Source organism: Microcoleus sp. B9-D4 (genome assembly GCF_036705105.1).
Classification (GTDB): Bacteria; Cyanobacteriota; Cyanobacteriia; order Cyanobacteriales; family Microcoleaceae; genus Microcoleus.
In genome coordinates, this window is record NZ_JAUBTS010000047.1 from 20,339 (window position 1) to 41,126 (window position 20,788).

The 20,788-nt window shown below is 45.2% G+C and carries 17 protein-coding genes and 1 pseudogene; 6 read left to right on the forward strand and 12 right to left on the reverse strand.

Annotated features, from left to right (window positions below; genetic code table 11):
* Positions 1-215: 215 nt before the first annotated feature.
* Together QUB24_RS23580 and QUB24_RS23585 are read left to right on the forward strand one after the other, a co-directional pair.
* The gene (locus tag QUB24_RS23580) at positions 216-695 is read left to right on the forward strand and encodes an ATP-binding protein (RefSeq protein ID WP_333155910.1); all 480 of its coding nucleotides are present in this window, start codon (positions 216-218) and stop codon (positions 693-695) included.
* 65 nt (positions 696-760) lie between these two features.
* Positions 761-1,463, forward strand: a pseudogene (locus tag QUB24_RS23585) (IS1 family transposase).
* Positions 1,464-1,688: 225 nt separating this feature from the next.
* Here QUB24_RS23585 and QUB24_RS23590 read toward each other — a convergent pair.
* The 8 genes from QUB24_RS23590 to QUB24_RS23625 form a co-directional block, all read right to left on the reverse strand.
* Positions 1,689-4,496 (reverse strand): carboxypeptidase regulatory-like domain-containing protein, encoded by a 2,808-nt coding sequence (locus QUB24_RS23590; protein ID WP_333155912.1) that lies wholly within the window; start codon positions 4,494-4,496, stop codon positions 1,689-1,691.
* Between the two features lie 219 nt (positions 4,497-4,715).
* Complete coding sequence (locus QUB24_RS23595; protein ID WP_333155914.1) at positions 4,716-5,588, reverse strand: P pilus assembly protein, chaperone PapD; 873 nt, start codon at positions 5,586-5,588, stop codon at positions 4,716-4,718.
* A 259-nt stretch (positions 5,589-5,847) separates the two neighbouring features.
* Entirely contained in the window at positions 5,848-6,396 is a 549-nt protein-coding gene (locus QUB24_RS23600) for a hypothetical protein (RefSeq protein WP_333155915.1), read from the reverse strand.
* 78 nt (positions 6,397-6,474) lie between these two features.
* The gene (locus QUB24_RS23605) at positions 6,475-6,825 is read right to left on the reverse strand and encodes a hypothetical protein (RefSeq protein ID WP_333155917.1); all 351 of its coding nucleotides are present in this window, start codon (positions 6,823-6,825) and stop codon (positions 6,475-6,477) included.
* Positions 6,789-7,976, reverse strand: coding sequence for a sigma-70 family RNA polymerase sigma factor (locus tag QUB24_RS23610; RefSeq protein ID WP_333155918.1), 1,188 nt, complete (start codon positions 7,974-7,976; stop codon positions 6,789-6,791). Before QUB24_RS23610 ends, QUB24_RS23605 begins: the two co-directional genes overlap by 37 nt.
* A 326-nt stretch (positions 7,977-8,302) precedes the next feature.
* Positions 8,303-9,079 (reverse strand): DUF1350 family protein, encoded by a 777-nt coding sequence (locus QUB24_RS23615; RefSeq protein WP_333155919.1) that lies wholly within the window; start codon positions 9,077-9,079, stop codon positions 8,303-8,305.
* Positions 9,080-9,231: 152 nt separating this feature from the next.
* Complete coding sequence (locus tag QUB24_RS23620) at positions 9,232-9,543, reverse strand: hypothetical protein (protein WP_333155921.1); 312 nt, start codon at positions 9,541-9,543, stop codon at positions 9,232-9,234.
* Between the two features lie 12 nt (positions 9,544-9,555).
* Positions 9,556-10,596, reverse strand: coding sequence for a glycosyltransferase family 2 protein (locus tag QUB24_RS23625; RefSeq protein ID WP_333155923.1), 1,041 nt, complete (start codon positions 10,594-10,596; stop codon positions 9,556-9,558).
* A 1,095-nt stretch (positions 10,597-11,691) separates the two neighbouring features.
* On the opposite strand from QUB24_RS23625, the gene ggt reads away from it, so the two are divergent.
* From ggt to QUB24_RS23640, 3 genes are all read left to right on the forward strand, one after another.
* A complete protein-coding gene (gene ggt, locus QUB24_RS23630) occupies positions 11,692-13,419 on the forward strand; it encodes a gamma-glutamyltransferase (RefSeq protein ID WP_333155925.1) in 1,728 nt (575 codons plus the stop codon).
* A 535-nt stretch (positions 13,420-13,954) separates the two neighbouring features.
* On the forward strand, positions 13,955-14,836 hold the full coding sequence (locus tag QUB24_RS23635; protein WP_333155926.1) for a choice-of-anchor L family PEP-CTERM protein: 882 nt from the start codon (positions 13,955-13,957) through the stop codon (positions 14,834-14,836).
* A 121-nt stretch (positions 14,837-14,957) separates the two neighbouring features.
* Positions 14,958-15,122, forward strand: coding sequence for a hypothetical protein (locus QUB24_RS23640; RefSeq protein WP_333155928.1), 165 nt, complete (start codon positions 14,958-14,960; stop codon positions 15,120-15,122).
* A 166-nt stretch (positions 15,123-15,288) separates the two neighbouring features.
* Here the strand turns inward: QUB24_RS23640 and QUB24_RS23645 are convergent, their stop codons facing one another.
* From QUB24_RS23645 to QUB24_RS23660, 4 genes are all read right to left on the reverse strand, one after another.
* Positions 15,289-16,521: a pentapeptide repeat-containing protein gene (locus tag QUB24_RS23645; protein WP_333155929.1), complete on the reverse strand. Its 1,233-nt coding sequence runs from the start codon at positions 16,519-16,521 to the stop codon at positions 15,289-15,291.
* A 108-nt stretch (positions 16,522-16,629) separates the two neighbouring features.
* A complete protein-coding gene (locus tag QUB24_RS23650) occupies positions 16,630-17,478 on the reverse strand; it encodes an alpha/beta hydrolase (RefSeq protein ID WP_333155931.1) in 849 nt (282 codons plus the stop codon).
* Positions 17,479-17,672: 194 nt separating this feature from the next.
* Positions 17,673-18,398 carry a DUF3120 domain-containing protein gene (locus QUB24_RS23655; protein ID WP_333155932.1) on the reverse strand — a complete coding sequence of 242 codons (726 nt, stop codon included), beginning with the start codon at positions 18,396-18,398 and terminating at the stop codon, positions 17,673-17,675.
* Complete coding sequence (locus QUB24_RS23660; RefSeq protein ID WP_333155934.1) at positions 18,391-18,975, reverse strand: hypothetical protein; 585 nt, start codon at positions 18,973-18,975, stop codon at positions 18,391-18,393. Before QUB24_RS23660 ends, QUB24_RS23655 begins: the two co-directional genes overlap by 8 nt.
* 429 nt (positions 18,976-19,404) lie before the next feature.
* On the opposite strand from QUB24_RS23660, the gene QUB24_RS23665 reads away from it, so the two are divergent.
* Positions 19,405-20,628, forward strand: coding sequence for a ferrochelatase (locus tag QUB24_RS23665; protein WP_333155936.1), 1,224 nt, complete (start codon positions 19,405-19,407; stop codon positions 20,626-20,628).
* The last annotated feature ends 160 nt before the right edge of the window (positions 20,629-20,788 follow it).

The window sequence follows — 20,788 nt, forward strand, 5'->3', positions numbered from 1 at the left end:
ACTTTTATTTGCTACAGGCGCTGGTTGACATGAAAGTGCTATTTATGGTATAGTGGCTAACCGATTAGTGGATTAGACATCGATCGACGGCCCACCAAAGCTAGTATCCTCAAACTACCATTGAATTTTGCCGCCGTTATACTTTGTCTCGTTGTATTTTATCTGGTTGTATTTTGTCTCGTTGTATTTTGCCCACCGGCCGATGAAGAACTTGTGTGGTGAGCGTGATTGAATTAAAGGGTTCCGAAAAGTTGCCGATGCTAAAAAAAGCGGATCTTCAAGTCAATACAGGTCTGAATGGATTAAGCTGGGTTTTGTCGTGGTTTGCACAATTGTACGACTCGCGAATTCCTACAAGTGTGTGGATCAGGTGTCAGTTGGCTTTGGCTGAGGGCTTTACGAATGCGGTGCGTCACGCCCACAAGGGCAAACCAGCGGATTTGCCTGTTGACATTCAGGTGGCGGTATTCGCTGAATCTTTAGAGATTAAAATTTGGGACTCGGGCGATCCGTTTGATTTAGAGAAAAAAATCAAAGATATTTCGGAAAAAGTCGATGTTCACTCTCCGGGCGGGCGGGGCCTAAAATTGATCAAAGACATCGCAGACAGTATTAGTTACGAGAGAATGGCTGATGGACGGAACTGTTTGTCGATGGTCAAAAATTATTCGCCCTGTATCGACGATCGAAAATAACACTAAAATTTTTGGCGTTGCACATTTAGGGTATGCTCAAAATATCTAGTCAACTAACAAAACGTATGATTTGTCCCGACTGTCAGTCCACCAATATCAATAAAAATGGCTTAAAAGTAGGTAAACAAAACCATATTTGTTCAGATTGCCCTCGGCAATTTAATAGATGTTTATTCTGACGCCCGGTTATCCTCAAGAGGGAAAAAAGCAGTGTCTCCATATCTACCTAGAAGCAAATGGGTTTCGGCGGATAGAACGTCTGACTGGGGTTTCTCATAATACACTACTTATTAATTGGGTTAAAGAGGCCCGAAACAGCTTATCAACCGAACCCGATTAGGATGAAATTCCCGAAATAGCCCAGATAGATGAATTACAGACTTACGCCGGTAAAAAAAAATGCATAGGGCTGTGGACAGTTGTAAACAAAGCAATAGCTGGGATTATCGATTGGGTAATTGGTTCCCGAAGTGCAGAAACATTTAAACCGTTATGGCAGATTGTTAAAGGGTGGAAGTGTGTTTTTATGTAACAGATGGCTATGTAGTTGCTCCCCAGTTTATTGAGGATGCTGACCATATAGTAACCAAAACATATATGACACGAATCTAAGGAGAAAATACCATATTGAGACATGATCTAGCTTGTTTACATAGAAAAACTTTATGTTACTCCCAATCAGTAGAAATGTTAAACCTATCGGTGAGGCTGGTTGTTTACTATCTAAAACAGAAAACTGTACCCCTAACTTTCTGTATCATACCATAAATGTGCAACGCCATTAAATTTACCTTCGAGCGTGCTACTTAATGTTTTGTTACATACTTATGAATTTTCCCACCGACTTACTTAATGGCTAATGGCTAATAGCTAATGGCTCGCTAAAAAAATGCTATATTACCGCTCAGAGCGCTGTTCGCAATTAGCTATTAGCAAGCTCGCAACGCCCAATATAAGTAGCAACTTGCGTTATTTATGTCCGCATACTTATGTTTAAGGCAACTTTAAGTTTAATTCTTGCAAAGTCTCAGATTGGGCGTTAATCGTAATTGTATTAGGGACAGATTTACCGTTGACTTTTAACTCATAAGTTCCTTGTCGCAACTGTTCTAGATAGTAAACCCCAGCACTATTAGTAACAGATATAACGGATGACTTAGATGTGGTAGAAATGGATTCTACCCGTGCGCCAGCAAGCGGTTTTCCTTCTGCATCCGTAACGACTCCACCAACAGTATAAGAGGGTTGAAGCGGAATTATAATGGGTGTGTAGCTTCCTGCAACGGCTTCAACGGCAAAAGCATTAACCGAAGGTTGAAAGTCAGGAGGAAACCCGGCGGGTTCTAATTCTACACGATAAGTTCCAGGGGGAAGACGCAGGACAAATCCATCCTTCTTAATATCGAGTTCCCCAGGTTTCACGACCTCGTTGTTGACAATGAGAAACTCCGAGTTATCTGTATATATTTCTTCATTTCTATCCCGTTTTCCATTGCTGTTGCGATCGTAAAAAGGTCGAACTAACAAACCCCCTTCAGTGCGTAGGCGTTCCAATCGGCGATCGCCTGGACTAATTCCCTGTTGAAAACCCAGACTAGAAACCAATTGAATACTGAAACGACCTTGATCCGAAGTCAGGGAAACTCCCTCATAACGTGCCTGTAACAAAATACCCGGTAAAATACTCGTTCCCGTCGTCGCATAAATTCCCGATCCTCGAGAACCCATTCTATACCCTAATTCCGTTTGCCAAAGATTCTCCCCGTACCTAGTGCGAGTTGGCGATCTATAACTCCAGTAAGCCGTTAGCAAATTAGCATTGTTCGAGGAACTGAGAGTTTGGTAATTTAGAAATAAAGATTGGTAACGATTAAGTTGGTATGATAACTGAGAGAAAGTGCTGACAGTATTTCCTCGGTGGGTAAAGTATAACTTATCTAAACTTTGAGCCAGACTCCAACTCAACTGACGATCTGTATTAACACTCACTATGGCAAGGGTTGAGGAATTAGCACCACCAGCCGAGTATTGAATATTAAAATTTGCACCTTGGTCTGAAGTGCCATTAGTTAAAAATCTAAACTGAGGTGAGATTTGCCAATCAAGGTTATAGCGAATCGAATTTAAATCGCTACTCACTCTGGCATAAAAATTTGGATAATCATCCCAGATTGCATCGACATTAACATCTATGTTATTTCCGATTAAGCCAGAAAAAACCGCTCTGAAAGGAGAACCACTAGGCTGATAAAATATCTCTCCCAAACCATTAAACGATGAGTCATAAACACCACCCACACCAACAGTTAAATCTTGGGTCAGTCCCCACCTTTGCACTATTCCTGCGTTAAATTGCCTAAACTCGCCCAGAAAATCATTCGTATCTAATCGACGTTGCCATCCGCCAGAAATAACCCGTGCGGATGTTCCTGCGGGCAATTGTTCCGGTAATATCCTAAAGCGAGCGTCTTCAATTCGCGGTTGGGCACTCAGGAGTCCACCCGGATACAGTAACACTTGGTAGTTTGTGCCAATTTGTCTGCCGACGGGAACATTATCAAAGCGGTAAGTTCCTGAAGCATCAACTAACTGCTCGGCAATTACGTCTCTACTATAGATATTGCTCACCAGACGCGCTAAAGTTCCTGGTTCAGCACGACCTATAACGGTGGCGGCGATCCCCTCTGGTTGTAAGCGCTGGGTCGGATTTGCACCGCCACTCCCATAGATGGGGAAAGGAGAAAACCCCTGACGTTGAATGGTGGTAAATCCCCAAAAGTCATTCCCACTTCGACTGCGCCAAAAAGTCGGTTGAGAACCGAAATAATAATCACTCTTATCTGTTTGTCTAAGAATTTGTAGTTCTGATAATTGCCAAGTTTGATTATCTGTTAAGTTGGGTTGATTAATCCCCACAAACCAGCTACTATCCAATATTGTACCAACAGCCGATAAAGTTCCCTGATTCGTCAAATTAGAGCCTTCTGTCCTACTCCGGCTGTCTGTCCCGCTCAGATTTACGCGCTGTTCTACCTGACTCACTGTTAAATTTGGGGCAGAGATTTTGGGCAAACCTTCTAATATTACAGGTTGTCGCTCTCTCCGGTTAGTAGTTGAATTTCTTACTTCCGGTACATCAAAAACAATAGCATATTCACGGCTGTCAAATTTCGCTTCTATTCCGAAAATATCTTTAATCTCTTTAATGGAAAGCACTAAACCCAATTCGGGATCGTTGCGAATTTGATTGAGGTTGAGCCGAACAATTTTAAATGGTGATCGCAACTCAACTTCATTATCAGATATAACTTTAGAGGTAAATTTTAAGGCTTCCAGGACAGCCTCATAAGGAATTAGCCAATTTTTAAAATCGATCGCTTCCGTATCCGTGACTTTTCCTCGCACTAAACTCCCCGGATTGACATTGCGATTTCCGACATTTAATCCGATAATAAAAGTCGTAGAATCTGTTAAATTGTTTGAGGCAGGCTTTGTTTCAGGTGATGGGGTTAGGACTGGCTCTGGTTGGATATTTTCCGGGGGTGCAATGGTTGGAGTTGATGTTATTTGGTCTTTTTGTGGTTGCGGATATTCTTGAGTTGAAGGAGTTTCATTTGGCGTTGTAGTCGGGGCTATTTCTGCTAAAATTAAGCTAGCCTTGAAGCCAGCATCACTCATTAAAATGAGGAGAACTAAATTCAGAAAGTAGAATATTTTGAGAGGTACTTTCAGCATGGCAGGATTGGGGTCTATTGATGCGATAACTGCTATTTTTGCTAAATTAGATGCACCCTTTAACATCTATACCCGCGTGCTATTGAGTCAGGCAGAAAATTTTGATGCCTGACGCATGACCCCCCACACGGGTAATCTATTCAATTGCTAATTGTTGTAAGTAATAGTCTCTAGTTGAGTGTCCATCGAGTGATACCAGAAACCCTGGTTCTCGGGCTTCTCAATAAAATTAGGGTTTTCTCTATCCAAGAAACCCGCTTTCTTCCCTCGGCTCTCTAGGAGCGTTTATGGAACAGTAAACTTCACACTAAAAGGAATTTTATTAGTGCGGTTGACCCCCCATCCCAAATTCCCAGACAGTTGATATTCTCCCGGTTCTAATTTATTAGCATAATCAACAGTCAGATAACGCTCCGCTTCAGTAATGACAGTGCTATCTATGCCTCTGCCCTTGTAAATCTCTTGCTCTCCCTTTTTAATCGTCCACTCGCCCTCAAGAATGGCACTGGCTTTTCCGGTGTTGCGAACCAAGAGTTGAACTTGATTGGATTGAGGATTATATCTAGCACTAATTACACTCAGATTGTGGGAAATGTTGCCCTTGCGAACATAGACAGCAACTCCCACCTGGGGAACAATTGCCGTTCTGAAGGTGACACCAGTCGTTGTATTTGTTTCTTCCTGCATTATCGCTTCTAAATTTTCTGTGAACAGCATGGCGCGATATTCACCATCAGGTAAACTGGGAGGAAAGCGCACAACAAAGCGGATTCTGCGCTCATCCGAACCAGGGACTTGCAGTTCTCTGGGCGAAAATTGCAGATAGGGAGTCAAATCTTGAGGACTGGATTCTAAAAGTTGAAACCCTTTTTCTGCATCGTAGGTAAAGGGGGCGCTATAAACACGGGCGCGAAATTCTTTGGCATCTCCATTCCGAACCGTAATTGTTCCTTGGGCTTGACCCCGTTGAACTTGAGTTTCAATTACCTGTGGGGAAATACCAATGTCGGCTCTAGCAGCAGTTCCCCATAATAAAAAGCTAGATAGCAAAATACTCCTCAAGGAGGATAGGGCGATAAACCCGGTTTTTTCGGATATCTTTAACTGTGAAAACCACGATTTTCCAGTAAAGCCTGGTCTGTTTGTGTAACTGCTCATAGGGGATAAAATAAAGTTCTTTGAAGCAAGTTTCATGCTTGATTTGTCTAATAGACTTCTCCTAACAAGCAGGTTTTGAACAGGCATCCTGCCTGTTCCACAATAATTATGGGAGATGTCTAACACACGCTGATTTGAAATATCCTGGGAAAAGGATTGGAGCTGGAAGCAAAGCATCCAATCCTGTCCCAAAAATTAAGATAACTAGCTTTGAGAATCCTGACTTGATTCAGAAGGTAGGCTTCTTATTCACTCGGCTCTAGTTAGGAGTAGCGGTGAGAGTGACGCGATACGTATAAGTTCCAGTAGGCACTGCTCCGGCGCCAGCGCTATTAAGACCAGTAATCATACCGACTCTCAAAACACGGTTGGTATTAGCAGGAATCGTTAAAGCAGTAGTTGGTTTGAGCCAGCCACTATTATTGAAAGGAGCACCAGCGGATGATGTGAAGGCGTTGGCGGTTGCATCGTAAACAACAGCCTGCTTAGCAGTGTCAACAAAGGTAGGAGGTGCCGCTAACCGAACAGGGGCAGCTACAGATAGAGCGCCACCAGAAGTACAGTTCACTGTTGTTTGACCCGCAGTACCAGTAGTACCAATAGTAGTGCCAGTACTGGCTTCAACCCAGGGGTTGTTGGGTATAGCAGCCAAAGTACCGGGTGTAGTACCAGTAAACGTACAAGTCCCTGTAATATTACCGCCGAATTGAACATCCTGTGGTACTGCTTGGGCTCCGGCTTGGGAGGCGAAAGCCACCGCACTGAGAACCGCTAGACCGCTAACTAAAGCAAGACGACGTATCATCATTTTTGAACTCCAGGGTTGGTTTTATTGTGTTCTATTAGTTAGACGTTTCCCGAAGGCGATTTGTGAATTTTTCAGTCTTTAGATAGATAAAATCTCTAACCTTTGAGGGATGACGCGGTTCGAGGGAGGATTTGACCAATTCCTGCTACGCAGTCCATCTCTTCCTGAAAATCTAGATTGGCGAAACCAGGGATGCCGAATTTTTCCATGCCAAATTCCGCCTAGCGCCATATCGCGCCCAGCGCCAGTCATAGAGAAAGCGGGAATATAGGGGATTGCAGCTCGCGGCAGCATTAATGCCGCCTGCACGCCAATAGCTTTTGGTTTCCCAAGACTCAGAAAGCAATCGGCTGTAAAAACTGATTTAAAGCGATTTTCTGCCTGCCTATTTTTCAGATGGAAGAAAGCCAGCCGCCACTGTCTGCCCATATCCTCCTGTACAGTAGAAAAGGCGATGCAGAAGACGCACCGTTGCGCGATATGCCTCCTGCACCCTGGCGCGATCGCATTTCGCGCGATCGAACATCGATCGAGTATGGGTTTTCTCTGTTGAGAAACTGGGAATACAGCCGATTGCAGTCGCTGATGGTACAACAGCCCTGTGCGGGCTGCATTAATGATGCCTGCACACCAAGAGCTTTTTGGCTTTCCCAAGACTCAGAAAGCAATCGGCTGTAGGCGTTAGGCGCGATCGCTTTTTCGCTGTCATTCCCCAGACTATTAGCCAATATCCGTAGGGGCGAATAATCCTTCGCGCTTAGATGCAAAACACACACCGCCGCTTCTTGCTTTTCCTCACGGGCAACAATTTCTCTTTCTTTTATCTCCCCATCCGATTTAGGATTCACTAAAACCGGCTCTTGAACTTCCCCATCGGCAACAATTTCTCTTTCTTCTATCTCCTCTGTAACAGGTTTTTTTTCAACAAAATTCTGAGACTTTTTCCCTTTTGCAGACTGAGGAGAAACCCTGGACTTAGGATTAGACAAATCAGAGTCAGTCCCATCTTCCCCGAAATTTTCATTGAACCGCTGACGCAAAATTGCCCGCGCCTGGGAAATGCGCTTGCGGACGTTATCGTAGGATATAGCAAGCTGTTCTGCAATATCTGGATAAGATAGCCCTGATTCAAAATGGAGAATAAAAGTCTCGCGCAATCTATCTGGCAACTCATCTATTGCCCCACGAAAAAATAATTTTAGTTCGCGCTGCATAGCAGCGCGAACTGGTGTTTCTTCTTGGCTAATTAATTCGGTTTGGTTTCCTATAGCAATGGTGTCTAAACTGTCAACTCCTAGTGCACCCCTGTTGCGCTCTTGATGGATATCGGCGCAGAGGTTATAAGTCAGTTTGGTTAACCAAGCCTTAAAGTTTTTGATATCATCCGTACAATCTCTTAGTTTCTCCCAAGCTTTCAGCATCGCGCGACTGAGGGCATCTTCAGCATCGGTTGGATTGCCCATCCACTTGCGAGAGCAACGGTAAAGATAATCTTGATTATCCTGCCATAATTTCCAAAAAGCTGAATCTATATCTTGAGTGCATGAGGAAGGGATTGATGCAGAATTACAACTTAACATCTCTGGAGCCTGAAACTCTAGGGGGACAAACAACTTGCGATTAATTTAGGCGGTAATTTACCTAGCCTCGGATGCACCTATCACTATGTTGACTCATCACTCAGGCTAAAGTAAAGTCGGAAAAGTCGGATCTTTCAAGTCGGAAAAGTCGGAAAAGTCGGATCATCGCCGCTATGAGTGCATAGCTAAGACATCCCTTGGCAGTTTTAGGACTTACGCCAACGGATTTTTAACACTATCGGTAGCGCTAAAGGGAAACCTAAGCACTACAGATAGAGTTTATGCGTCATTTGTAAATTTAATATCGCCAAGCTAAAATCTGAACTTTAAGATTTGAAATCTTTTGACAGAGGATTAAGCCACAGCAGAATTGTCCGTTTTAATTCATTTAATTCTCGATACACTTCTTGTTTGACCCATTGCCCGATCGCGTCGAAGGGCGTAAAAATTTGACCCACAGGCCAGCTAACATCTTGACCCAAGGGCGTTTGATGGTTGCCCGCCAGAGTCTGAACTGTAATCATGTCGGGAAATCGTGCTTTTAGCAGTTTGGTCAACAGCAGGGTTTGGTCGATGTTGTCGCCGTTAAATTTGACTAAAAGATTGCGCCGGATTTGATAGCTATCTTGGACGAGGCGATTAGTCTCTTGCGGGGAGGGGGTAAACTCAACGTTAAAGACGGGGGAAATTTGCTCGACGATCGGGATTGCTTCGGATGCCGCATAATTGTTGAAAGAAATCAGAATATTGCCTGCCCTTTCTATGTCAAATACAGAACCGATCAGCAAGTGCAGTTTGCATCCCATGCTGTGTCCCATCCCGTAAACGGGGAGATAGGAAGATTTGAGCAATTTAGTGGCCCGCAGGCGATCGAGGGCATTTTCAAATTTGTTGAGGACATCGCGGGCGATCGCAATATGATCCAAAGTATTGACAAACGGCGTTGCTACTACAACATATCCTTGATTCCCCAAAGCTTCTAACAGCCAGGGATAGGTGAGTTGGGGTGCTGTCGCCACAAATGCGCCGCCGAGAAAATGCACGATCGCGATCGGTCTTGAAGGAATTAATACCCAATTGCCAGAAATTTCTTGCCAGTCCATAAATTCAATCTAATTCCCAATAAAAAGGCGATCGTCCTCTGAAGGTAGAAGGCCGAATGTTTTATAAATTTTTGCTTTTATTTTCGGCCTCAAAAAGGGGTTTGCTACCCATTTTTTTATTCCAAAAACTTTCCTTTTTACTTATACATTATTTATTCTAACTGTTGTGGGGGCAAATAGCACGGCTGGCGATCGCTGCTATTTTCGCCCTGTATAGGGTTGAAGCTGGCGGCCGAATAACTCAAGGCTGACATCCGATCGCGACTTTCACAAATTTTTATATTGTGTCCCATCGCACGGCTGCAAGCCGCTGTAGCTGGTATTGCCGGTAATTGACCCGACAGGATATTAACAGTCAAATACGGCTCAAAACCCCTATATTGCGTATTAATCAGCCCCTGGGCGATCGGCTTCGATTCGGCTTTATTGGCAGCACCTAATTTCTTGACTAAACCCGCATACAACTATAAGATCGTTTAGGACAGCCCCCCGATTTCAGACGATCGCTGGGGGTTTAATTCTGCCGAAGTACCAATACCTTCTGCGGTTTGATGACTCAACTTTTCCTGAGTCTTCATCCATTTCCACTTGTGCACAGTAGCTTGAGGATTGAGCACTGTGGTAGCCACGCCGTAAACAATAGTAGGCAAAACCTCCCGATTTAACCAACTTTGTCCCAGCTTTCTCATGTAGTGCAGTGCCAAAACTTCTCGAAATTTGTTCAGCCTTTGCAAAAGTGGCAAATTCTTAAAACATAACTCTTCGTACTCGTGGAGCGATAACTCTTTTTCTCCCCGCAAGCGCCGCAGTTGGTTTTCTTTGACACAATCAGAAGCTATGCGCTTTTTGAACCAGTGCTTATCTGTGAGAGAGTTCCCTCTAATCCGATAATTTCCCAAAGGTTCTGTCGCCGCTAGCAAGCCATACTTTTGAGCAAGTTTGGTAAATAACTCTGTATCTTCTCCTACCTGCCAATCTTCTGCAAACCCGCCTTCTTTGAGAAGAATGGAACGATGGACTACAACAGAAGAGGGGAAAACCCAAGGACTTTCGCCTGTCTCCTTAATCGCCTGCATTTCTGCTTTAGTTGTAGGATAGGTGGGAATGTAACTCAACTTATTGCCACGCTTGTCTAAATACCGCAAAGCGTGAGCCACAGCTTTGACTTCGGGATTGTCTGCGAGCATCTTCAAACAAACTTCTAACTTATTGGGTTCCCAGGTATCGTCGCTGTCGATAAACGCTACATACTCACATGTGGCGCGATATATCATTAAATTTCTCGACTTAGAAACCCCGTAATTTTGGGGATTCCTGAAGTATTGAATTCTCGAATCTTGCTCGACCAGCTTAGCAGCAACTTTGTCAGTAGCGTCAGTAGAGCAGTCATCAACAATTAAAATTTCTAGATTATTGTGGGTACCATTGAGGACGGAGGCAACTGTCTCGGCCAGAGTGTCGGCAGCATTGAATGCAGGAATGATTACACTGACTTTTTGGCTGTTCATAACTTGCATTAAGGTGTGGTTTGGTAGTTATTCGCCGAAGTATAGTATCGAAGCAGACACTCTGACTCATTTACGTGCAAGTACCTGTAGTCAGAAAACTTGCCTAGGTACTGCCAATATAACAGGTTTACCGACCTCAGTGGTATCTACCATAAGGAGGGGACAGCCGTTAGCAGCCGGAGTGCAGACTATTATTTGGCGGGCAATTTTTCTGACACAAAGGCTACGGGTGCGAGGGATTGAGGGTTTTTTTCGGGGACTGGAGTTGTCATAAATTCGATCGCATCTTTTTGCTTTAATAGGACTTAGCCAGAAAAACCCTGTCTCACGCAAAATGATTGTTTTGATAACTATACAGATCCCCAAAAAACGGCTTTCTGACTCAGTTTGATTCGGGTTGATCGCTGAGCATAATAAGGTTTTTAGTGAGTCCGGGGCGGGCTAGTCTTAACTCAAATTCCTGAATAAAAAACCTCATCACAATTATTTAATAAAATTTGCTAGCAAGAGTGAATAAATCCTCTTTTATTGATTAACTACCCGTCTAAAAAAAGTCAAAAAACGGCTCTAATAATTCTGCAATAGCAATCGTCGCATCATTTGTAAATTTCTTACTCCCTCCCCTTGGGTTCGGGGAGGGCTGGGGTGGGGTCAAAAATTTACGACTCCTGCAAGGATTGCTATATGTGTTGCATTACCATAGCCATCACCTAAAATACTGATTATTTTGCTGTTGCTTAATCAGGCTCTGAAACAAAAATAATTTGAAAATTCAGAAGCTTTGTGAATCCGGGTTTATATGATTTGCATTTTGAGTTTTTCCTACCATAAATCAGCAACGGCGTTTTTCTATGTTTATCAGCTTTTTTGACATCGGTATTTTATCAAAAAAGATGCTTTTTCAAACGTGTTTAATTATTAAATGGCCATAAGCTGTCCCTCATTTCTCTCTTCCTTTTGTACCGCGAGAGCCTCCCAGGGTCAAATCGTTTTCCCGTCTGCCCTAACAGGTAATTTATCTGCGGTTGAACTCAGTAGCGTTAGGTCTTAGCGAAGACGATCGTAGAATTATACTATAAAAAATCCTCGCCTCACCCGTAAAAAATGTTGCCAAATTTCTTGAGTAAAGTGCGAATTTATAGTTGTTACCTCACAGTCTTGGTGTTGGGTGGCTGCCAGCAGCAGCTACAGCCAAAGTTGCAGCAACAGCGCAGCAAACAGGGGATGGCAGTTTCAGCTCACCCCCTGGCGAGCGCTGCGGGGCTGGCCGTGCTGCAACAGGGCGGCAATGCAGTGGATGCCGCGGCTGCTACGGCTTTGGCGATTTCGGTCGTGGAGCCTTTTTCGGCGGGTATCGGTGGCGGGGGTTTTTTGCTGCTGCGGCGGGCCCAAACGGGTACTGTGCAAGCGCTGGATTTCCGGGAACGAGCTCCGAAACGGGCGGCGCGGGATATGTACCTCGACAAGCAAGGCAAGGTGCGCCAAAGGGCAAGTCTGGACGGGCATTTGGCGGCGGGTATTCCGGGTACTGTTGCTGGACTTTATACGGTGCACCGCGAGTATGGTAAGTTGCCTTGGGCTGCGGTGGTGGCGCCGGCGATCGCCCTGGCTGAAAATGGCTTTCCGGTAAGTTCGCGGTTTACCACGGCTACCGGGCGACGACAGGATGTGCTCAAAAAAAACCGGGCGGCGCGGGAGGTTTTTACTCGTGGTGGCATTTTATACCAGCCGGGTGAGCTTTTGGTGCAGCGGGATTTGGCGCGGACTTTGCGGCAGATTGCTGAAAACCCGCAGAGTTTTTATACCGGGGACATTGCGCGGGCGATCGCCGCCGACATGGCTAAAAATGGCGGCATTATCACTCTCGAAGATTTGAAAAACTATACGCCGATTTGGCGAAATCCGATTTGTGGCAACTTTCGCACTTACGAAATTTGCGCGATGTCGCCTCCTTCTTCCGGCGGCGTTCATTTGTTGCAAATCTTAAATATTCTGGGAGATTCGGATCTCAAGAGGTTGGGGAGGCAAAGTCCAGATACTTTGCACTTGCTGGCGGAGAGCATGAGGATTGCTTATGCCGATCGGGCTGAGTATTTGGGCGACCCGGATTTTGTGAGTGTACCGGTCAAAGCTCTGACTAGCAGCAATTATGCCAAATTGAGACGATCGCAAATCCAAATGTCAAAAGCCAGACCCTCCAGCGAGGTAAAGGCTGTTGACGCTGAAACTTTGAACCGTCTCCTGTGGGAGTCTCCCGAAACTACCCACCTAACGGTAGTTGACAAAGAGCGCAATGTGGTATCTTTGACGTTTACAGTGAATGGCGGTTTTGGGGCTGGAGTCGTGGCCGCGGGTACGGGAATTTTGCTCAACAACGAGATGGATGATTTTGCAGCGGCGCCGGGAGTGCCGAACTTGTTTGGTTTGGTGGGATCAGAGGCAAATTCCATCGCCCCAGGGAAAACTCCTTTATCGAGCATGACGCCTGTTATCGTGACAGAAAATGGCAAATTTCGCCTCGCTGCGGGGGCTCCCGGAGGCAGCACGATTATTACTACGGTGTTGCAAATTGTGCTGAACGTGTTGGTTTACGACATGAATGTCGGCGAGGCTGTGTCTGCACCTAGAATTCATCACCAATGGCAGCCCGATCGCCTGATGGTGGAACGGGGAGGTTTTGAGGCTGCGACGCTTTCGGAGTTGTGGCGGCGGGGACACCAGATTGTCCAAGGTGACGGCTGGGGCAATGCCAATGCGATCGTCCTGACTGCGGATGGTTGGTTGGAAGGGGCTGCCGATCGGCGCGGGGAAGGAGAAGCAAGGGGGTTTTAGTCATCAGTCAGTCGATTAGAGATTTTAGATTTTAGACTTCGGCGAGCCGTCGATTCGCGCGATCGTCGAACGATTTTAGATTTACTCCACAGATGAATCTGGGATATTGAACTAGTGTCAAAAATTTTGATGTCTCTACGACAGGAATCGGGGGCTTGTATAGGTTTTTTGGGGGAGGTCATGAGTCATGAGTCCTTAGTCATTAGCTATTAGTCATTAGTCCTTAGTCATTAGCTATTAGTCATTAGTCCTTAGTCATTTTGGAGAGCGCCAACGGTATCAAAACCAGGTTTTTTGGGCTGACCTTGCGTAAGTCATGAAATTATTAGTCTGTGTACGTGTATTTTTGCATCCGTATTTTGGCGCTGAGGTTTATAGGCTGACTAATTGCCAAGAACTACCAAAAAGAATAACCACAGAAAGCGTATATACACTTATGTGTAAAGTTATTGTAAAGGCACTAGACATTGATACTTATATAATGTAAAAATTAAGTTGTGCAGAGAATCAGGTTTGTATCTTCCAGGAAAAATTTATGATAATTACTCACAAAATTGCTGCCTTAACAGCTACATTAACTACTGCTCTGAGTTTGTTGGCAGCGCCAGCAATGGCATTTTCGGTAGGGGCAACTAATAACACTGAGACTTTAAAAAATAATTTATTGGGGGCTAATACAGCCGGGTTGAGTAATTTCTCTGTTTCAATTAGGGGTAATTCGGCTGCTTTTGGTACTTTCACTAATGACCCCTTCGGTTTGACATCAGGTGTTGTTCTGAGCACTGGTAAAGTCGCCGATATACCGGGTCAGAATCGGAAAGATAACTTCACGATCAAAAACAGCGATTTAAGCACGGACTTTGGGCCTGAAGGTGAACAGGGGGATGTGACTCAGCTAAACCTCAGCTTTTTTGCTGATAGCACGGTTCAAAAGTTGTTCTTTGAATATGTATTTGCTTCTGAGGAGTTTCCTGAGTTCGGCGCTTATGAAGAATATAATGACGATTTTGAACTGCTGCTGAACGGCATTAATTTGGCAAAATTGAGCGACGGAAAAACAGTTACGATTAATAATCTTGTTCCAGATCCATATAATCGCTCTACATATCACCCAGACTATATTGACAACCCAAGTTGGACAGGTATTGCTGCTAATATCGTTAAGCTCGACGGTTTTACTAAAGTTTTAGGTTTTGAGGGTTTGCTCAAGCAAAATCAGACGAATGTTCTCAGCATCCGCATTAAAGATGTGGGCGATGGCTATTTAGATTCTGCTGTATTTATTAAAGGCGGTTCTGTGGGGACGGTTCAACCTGAGCCGGTTCCCGAACCGATGACTGTGGGGGGTTTGATGGCGGGAGGCGCTATGCTGGCTGCTGGACGAAAGTTACGCAATCGCCGTGGCGGAAGTAATTAATAAGGGAGGGAAGAGGGAAGAGGGAAGAAGGAAGAGGGAAGAGGGAAGAGGGAAGAGGGAAGAAGGAAAAACAGAACAGGAACCATTTTGGCGGTTGCTGTAATATGAATCTCGATTAGCCGTGTTGGAGACAGAAAGGGGGTTTGATGAAGGAAAAGACCTCGTTGCAGTTCAAGAACCGGGTAAAAAAACTGGGTTTGTGCGATCGCGATCGCGTAATATCATGTCAAGTAATTTAAGCATTATGGGTACGCAGCGAGGAATGCAAGTCCTCATAGAATTCTGACGACGAATGTCCTCACTACGAACCAATTTTATTGCGGTTGTTCTAGCGGACAGAATATAAGTTTTTATCCCAAATTCGCAAAGGGCGGATTTTTTTGTATTTGGAGTTGCAGCAAATATTGCGGGTAAAACCCGCGTCTACAACCACTGACTAAAAACTCAATAATTTAGCTATGAACAGTACCATCGGGTAAGATTGTACCTGTTAATGTAGTCCGGGTAAGTTTGACCATAACTCGATCGCCGTAACCGATTTTCGCTCCTGTTAAGTCAGCACCGCTCAAGTCAGCGCCGCTCAAATCCGCTCCGATTAAGTTGCTTTCTCTCAAGTTGGCATTGATCAAACAAGCTCCTAACAAATTAGCCCGGAACAAGTTTGCTTGGTGCAAATTCGCGCCTGTGAGATTGACGTTGTGTAGAAAAGCATCACTTAAGTCGGCTTCACTCAGGTTTGCATTGCTCAAGTTTCTTCCTGAAAAATCCTTTTCTTTTAAGGAAGCTCCTTTGAAGTTGGAACCGCTCAAATCGGGAGCTTGCGGCCCAGCTTGGCGGTAAGACTGAGATGGCGGTGGCTGCGATTGGTAGCGGGACGCCTCTGAATAGGGCCCAGCAGGGTTTCCCCCATAGTTTCCCGCATAATTTCCAGGATATTTTCCTGAAGAGGGTTCAGAAGAGTACCGGGGTTCTTTTGGGTTGGCCGGTGGTGGCTGGGTGTTTTGGTGCTGGGTGTTTGGATACTGAGTATTTCTGTACGGATTGTTTGGGTACTGAGTGTTTTGGTACTGAGTATTGGGTTGCTGAGTGTTTTGGTACTGAGTATTGGGTTGCTGAGCGTTTTGGTACTGAGTGTTTTGGTACTGAGTATTGGGTTGCTGAGCGTTTTGGTACTGAGTGTTTTGTTGCTGAGTGTTTCTGTACTGAGTATTTTGTTGCTGGGTATTTTGTTGCTGAGCGTTTTGTTGCTGGGTAGTTTGTTGCTGAGTGTTTCTGTACTGAGCGTTTTGTTGCTGAGTATTTTGTTGCTGAGTATTTCTGTACTGAGCGTTTTGTTGCTGGGTGTTTTGTTGCTGAGTGTTTCTGTACTGAGCGTTTTGTTGCTGGGTGTTTTGGTGCTGGGTGTGTTTGTGCTGGGTGTTTTGTTGCTGGGTGTGTTTGTGCTGAGTATGTTTGTGCTGAACGTTCTGATTCTGACCTCTTGGTTGAATCGATCGCAATTGTTCGCGAGCTTGATTAATTTCCTTAATCTTCTCTTCAGCTTTCTGTAGTAGTCTGGGATTGTCTTTGGGGATGCGATCGGGGTGCCAAATGAACGCTAAATCCTTGTAGGCTTGGCTAATTTCTTCTCTGGAAGCTCCCGGCAACAGTCCCAGCACTTTATAGTATTGGTCGAGGTCGTTCATTGTACCACCTTTCGCTTTAAGAAATTAGAAATTAAAAATTAAGATCGGAGCAAAAGCCGTTCTCAAAGCTTGCTTGTCCGATCGTACATTAGATGAACAATAACTCAGCTAAGCCGCTGCTGGCAAAAATTCTCGAATTCGCTGCAAGTATGTTGCGGCATCCTCCAGCATCGGAAAGTGAGCCGTATTCGGAATTATAACAAATTCTACTTTTTTGCTGAGGGAGGCTGCTTGCTCTCCCATGACGGCGGGGATAATTTGGTCAAATTCTCCGGCCACAAGCAGTGTGGGAACACTCAGCCGCGCAAATTCTTGGGGCATTTCCTCGGCTGCTCTTTTGCTGACGGCCGTCACCATTGTACCTATAGCAGCTTCCTCGTCTGCCATTAAAAAATCCTTGAGAAACGCCAGACTTACCTCTGTGGGCAGGGAACGGCGCAAAAACCTGGCCATAAATAGCCGATCGGCAAAAGGGATGGATGCCAGCCAAGATGGTCTAAATTTTACCACATAGCCACCGAATTTGTGAAAAGTTGTAAAGGCTTTTTCATCGTATTCAAAAATCCCGCTGCAAGTTAGAATTGCTTTTTCTACTTTTTCGGGGTAAAGGTTGAGAAATAAAGTAGCAATTGATGCTCCTGTGGAGTGAGCATTGAGAAAGACGCGGCTTAAATTCAGAGATTCTAATAATTCAGCTAAGTCGCGGGCGTAGGTTTCGAGTTCGTAGCTGGACTCAGGAGGCTCTTTTGGCAAGGGCGATCGACCAAAACCTCTCATATCGTAGAGCAAACAATCAAAATCATCAGCAATAGCCCGTGCCGTGCTTTCCCAGTAGCGCGCTGAACCCGCCCAGCCGTGCAGGAATACCATCACTGGTTTGCCGCTGGGTTGGGTACTGTTATCTGCCGTTATCCACTCGTAATAATGTTCTACACCGCGAATTGAAATGAAAGACATGATATTGATTTGGGTTTCTTAGATTTTAGATTTTAGATTTTAACTCATAATTGTTCACTAAATACCCAAATTCCCGACTTCTTAAAGAAGTCAGGAATCTCAAGACTACATCTATCAAAAAATCTGCGTTAATCTGCGTCAATCCGCCGACATCTGCGGTCGAAAATTACCAACATAGGAACCAATCATAAATCTTAAGCCGCAGAAGCAGCCAGCCAAAATAAGCCGTCTACTAAAAGCGTGCTTAACACCGCGCCGCTAAACGCGCGCCAGTGCAGTTGCGTGCCGCGCAAACTCAGCAAACCTACGGTTAGCAACACAGCGATTAGAACTAAAGCACAGCCTATGCCCCAAGGAGTTTCGATTTGACCGATCGCACTTTGAAAAATCGGCATAGCTAATTCCGGTTCCGCGTGCATAACTTGGCGCCAGTAGGGCATCAAGCCTGTTAAATAAAAATATAAATCGGTAATAGCAGTACCCAATAGGGAACCTAAATAAAAATAGCCGCCAACTTTTCCCCAAGATTTGCCCAAGCACCAAATAGCAAAAGGCAAGCCAATTGCTTCTATAGGTAGATGTAAAATTGGTTCCCATCTAAACCAGCCCCAATAGATAGAACCTGCCAGCCAACATCCGGCAAATCCTAATAATAAATCTCCCCAAAGTTGTGTTTTGGGGCGGAAAATGAGGATTAAACTCAGAACGAACCAGGGGATAGTTGATAGCAAACTGATGGTTGGATATAAACGCACTAACGGTGCTTGCACGAAGACTGGAATTGAGACTAAAAATGCTGAGGCACTAAAGATTAACCACTGTTTGAGGCTGTTTGTTGTGCCTGAAGTGACAGAATTGTCGAGGCGGGCGATGGTTGCAATAGGTGCGATCGCTGAGGATACTAAATTTAGATTAAACAACTGATTGGACTCCGTATTTTTTCAATAGGTGGACTAAGAATTTTGCTGCGGTTGTGGGTGCGACAGTCTCAATCCCGGCGGCGGTGTGGCTGACGTGCCAGCCTTTTGCCGTTTGGGGATCTCGCCATAAATCCAAATGTTCGATCGCGGGATCTGCATAAAAGCTTTCTCCACCGCCACCGAGAATTGCCGAACTCCAGTGCGTAAAGCGATCGTGGCTGATGCGGTGGATGGGAAAATTGCCCACCAGGGGTACTCCCCAACCGTCTAAGGCAAAAAATGCCCCGACTTTGCCGCCGATTTGCTGCCACATCCAAGCCGCCCCGATCGCCCCAGCTACTCCTGCCGAAAAGCTGACAAATACTAGACTTTCTCCTGCTAACTCTTGGCTGCACAAAAAGTGCAATATGTCAAGAGCTGAAAAAGGCGGATGTTTATGAGCGGGGAAAATCTTAACAGGGTAGGATGTTTGGGTATTTTGCCGGGGTTCTGCGTCTCCCCAAACTTCCGAAAGTCCCTCTAGGAAGCGATCGGTTAGTTTTGGGTCATGGACTCCGGGGCAAATTACCAGTCTCATCGTGCTTCAAGAAAATTAATTATGAGCTTAACATAACTTTACTTTATTGTACACCATAATTAATTATATGCTATGCAGGGGGATAGGATGTTAAACTAATAACAGAGTCGTGTTTGAAGGATATCCCCCCAAAATAAACGCTGGGAACGCTCCGAGACACCGAAACCGGAGGCAAGGTGAGAAAGTCTTAAGAAAACATAAAACTTAACGCCCTTTGTCCCAGACCCTGCGGCGTATTCTCTTGCCTTTCCTATCAGATTCCGATCCCCCCCAGCCCCCCTTAAGAAGGGGGGAGAAAGAGTCTCAAAGTCCCCCTTCTTAAGGGGGATTTAGGGGGATCTCCGGGGAGTCTAGAAACCGGGTTTCTGTTCGCAATTCTGATTCATCCTTCCTGCGACTCTGAAAATCATTGAAATTGAGGAATACAAAGTGGTTGCTTCTCCAGAAAAAATCGATTTCAAAACATCTGCAGCACCCGCAAGTAACGATCGGGTTGCTGTATTGCTGATGGGTTACGGCGAAGTCGAAAGCTACGACGATTTTGCCAACTACAACGAACAAGCTTTAAATTTGCTTACGGCAAAGTTTGCGCCAGTACCGCTTTGGATTTATCCGCCGCTGGCGAAGATTTTAGCAATCTTTGACTTGCACGAGTGGAGTCACCAACACGGTCAATTCGTTTCGCCGCACAATGCAATTTTTGAACAGCAGCGCGCCGGGATTGAAAAGAATTTACAGGAGAAATGGGGCGATAAAGTAAAAGTGTTCAAAGCTTTTAACTTTTGCGCGCCGTTTTTGCCGGAACAAGTAATCCCTCAAATTAAAGCAGAAGGATTTGACAAAATTCTGATTTATCCGCTGTTGGTAGTTGATTCTGTTTTCACCAGCGGCATTGCAGTCGAACAGGTGAATAAAGCTTTAGCACAAACCTTTGATGGTAAGGAACATTGGGTAAAAGGACAGCGCTACATTCCTTCTTTTTACGATGAACCTGCTTACATCCAGCTAATGGCGGATTTGGTAGAAGAGGAAATTAAGAACGATTTAGCTGTAGCGCATTTGCCTTCTCAGATTGGGATTGTGCTGATGAATCACGGTTGTCCGCACAAAGCGAAGGGCTTTACTTCGGGAATTGTGGAAAGTCAAGCTTTGTACGATCGCGTGCGGGAACGTTTGATGTATCGCTATCCTTTGATTTCGGTGGGTTGGCTGAATCACGACACACCCCTGATTGAATGGACGCAGCCGGATGCGACGTTGGCTGCGAAGAATTTGATCGATTTGGGTGCAACTGCGATCGTCTTTATGCCGATCGGATTTGCGACCGAAAATCACGAAACATTGTTAGATGTAGACCACATTATTGAGTCTTTGCAGAAACAGCGTAAAGGAGTTACTTACCGCAAATTGCCTTGCGTTAACGACCATCCAGAGTTTCTGAAAATGGCCGCCGAGTGGGCAAATCCGCAGATTGAAGCGTTGTTGAGTGAGACTGCGGTTGCTGTTAATCCGAGTTTGGCTGCGGCGCACCGCGAGCACAGTCATTCTCATGAAGGGCACGGGCATTCTCATGGCGGGCACGGGCATTCTCACGGGCACGGGCATTCTCACGGGCACGGGCATTCTCATGGGGAACACGGGCATAGTCACTAATAGGACTTGGGCCTGAGAGCTCAGAAACCGGGTTTTTTGCGAAGATACTGCATGGAAATGGCAGGTTTAGTGAAAAACCCGGTTTCTTTTGTTGGGGTGCGTAGGTCGAAATTTGGGCGAAAATGGCGATCGGCCTTTGTTTTTTTAGAGAAAGGGCGAT